This window comes from Streptomyces sp. CAI-85, from assembly GCF_013363615.1.
GTDB lineage: Bacteria > Actinomycetota > Actinomycetes > Streptomycetales > Streptomycetaceae > Streptomyces > Streptomyces antibioticus_B.
In genome coordinates, this window is record NZ_JAANNX010000218.1 from 1 (window position 1) to 876 (window position 876).

2 protein-coding genes are annotated in these 876 nt (G+C 68.6%); both read right to left on the reverse strand.

Annotated features, from left to right (window positions below; genetic code table 11):
- Positions 1-671, reverse strand: a 671-nt coding sequence (locus tag G6W55_RS37895) for a 2Fe-2S iron-sulfur cluster-binding protein (protein WP_175525094.1), incomplete at its 3' end; no start/stop codon positions are given.
- The coding region (locus G6W55_RS37900) for an NADH-ubiquinone oxidoreductase-F iron-sulfur binding region domain-containing protein (protein ID WP_303049973.1) at positions 668-876 on the reverse strand (209 nt) is incomplete at its 5' end. The genes G6W55_RS37895 and G6W55_RS37900, both read right to left, overlap by 4 nt.

Here is an 876-nt window from a genome sequence, read left to right on the forward strand (position 1 = left end):
AGCGCGCCGACCGGGCAGATCTGGATGGTGTTGCCGGAGAAGTACGACTCGAAGGGGTCGCCCTCACCGGTGCCGACCTGCTGGAGCGCGCCCCGCTCGATCAGCTCGATCATCGGGTCGCCGGCGACCTGGTTGGAGAACCGGGTGCAGCGGGCGCACAGCACGCACCGCTCACGGTCGAGCAGCACCTGTGTGGAGATCGGTACGGGCTTCTCGTAGGTGCGCTTGCGGCCGTCGAAGCGGGACTCGGCCTGGCCGTGCGACATGGCCTGGTTCTGGAGCGGGCACTCGCCGCCCTTGTCGCAGACGGGGCAGTCGAGCGGGTGGTTGATGAGGAGCAGCTCCATCACACCGTGCTGGGCCTTCTCGGCCACCGGTGAGGTGAGCTGCGTCCTGACCACCATGCCGTCCGTACAGGTGATCGTGCAGGACGCCATGGGCTTGCGCTGGCCCTCGACCTCGACGATGCACTGGCGGCAGGCGCCGGCCGGGTCGAGGAGGGGGTGGTCGCAGAAGCGGGGGATCTCGATGCCGAGCTGTTCGGCGGCCCGGATGACCAGGGTGCCCTTGGGCACGCTGATCTCGGCGCCGTCGATGGTCAACGTGACGAGATCTTCCGGCGGGACCGCCGCCTCGCCGCCTCCGGAGGGAGCGCTGGTGGTCACCGTCATGCGTTCACCTCCGTGTGCTGGTCCGCCCAGACGGTCGACTTGGCGGGGTCGAAGGGGCAGCCGCGGCCCGTGATGTGCTCCTCGTACTCCGCGCGGAAGTACTTGAGCGACGAGAAGATCGGCGAGGCGGCGCCGTCGCCGAGGGCGCAGAAGGACTTGCCGTTGATGTTGTCGGCGATGTCGTTCAGCTTGTCGAGGTCGGACA